The organism is Bradyrhizobium sp. PRIMUS42 (genome assembly GCF_023006515.1).
Taxonomy (GTDB): domain Bacteria; phylum Pseudomonadota; class Alphaproteobacteria; order Rhizobiales; family Xanthobacteraceae; genus Bradyrhizobium.
Map to the genome: position 1 here is coordinate 1 of NZ_JALBGZ010001478.1, position 593 is coordinate 593.

Sequence of the window (593 nt, forward strand, 5' to 3'; positions counted from 1 at the left end):
GCCGGCATTGGGGGGGAGACCGCGCTGCAGGCCACACGCGCGCTCAAGCGCAACATCCTTGAGATCGCCGCACTCATCCTGCAGCAGCAGCCGTCGGCGCTCGACATCGTCGATGGCGAGGTGGTCGACGCCGCGACGCGCAAGGCCCGCTTGCCGATCTCCGAGATCGCGCGCATCGCCTATTTCCGCTCCGACACGCTGCCGCCGGGTACGCAGGCGCAGCTCACCGTGAGCCATCATTTCGCGCCGCAGGGCTATCCCTTTGCCTTCACCAACGGCATTCAGGGCTGCTTGCTGGAGGTCGATGTCGAGACCGGTCTCATCAAGCTCCTGAAGCATTTCATCGTCGAGGATTGCGGCCGCGTCATCAATCCGATGCTGGTCGACGAGCAGCTCCGCGGCGGTATCGTGCAGGGGCTTGGCGCGGCGCTGTTCGAGGAATGCCGTTACAGCGAGACCGGCCAGCTCGTGAACGGCTCGCTCGCCGACTACCTCGTGCCGATGCCGATGGAGATGCCCGACATCGTCATCGCCCATGTCGAGACGCCGACCGCCGACACCGAGCTTGGCGCCAAGGGCGTGGGCGAGGCCGG

1 protein-coding gene is annotated in these 593 nt (G+C 66.4%); it reads left to right on the forward strand.

The genetic code is table 11. The features are described from left to right. The coding region (locus tag MOV75_RS41175) for a molybdopterin cofactor-binding domain-containing protein (RefSeq protein ID WP_247008613.1) at positions 1-593 on the forward strand (593 nt) is incomplete at both ends.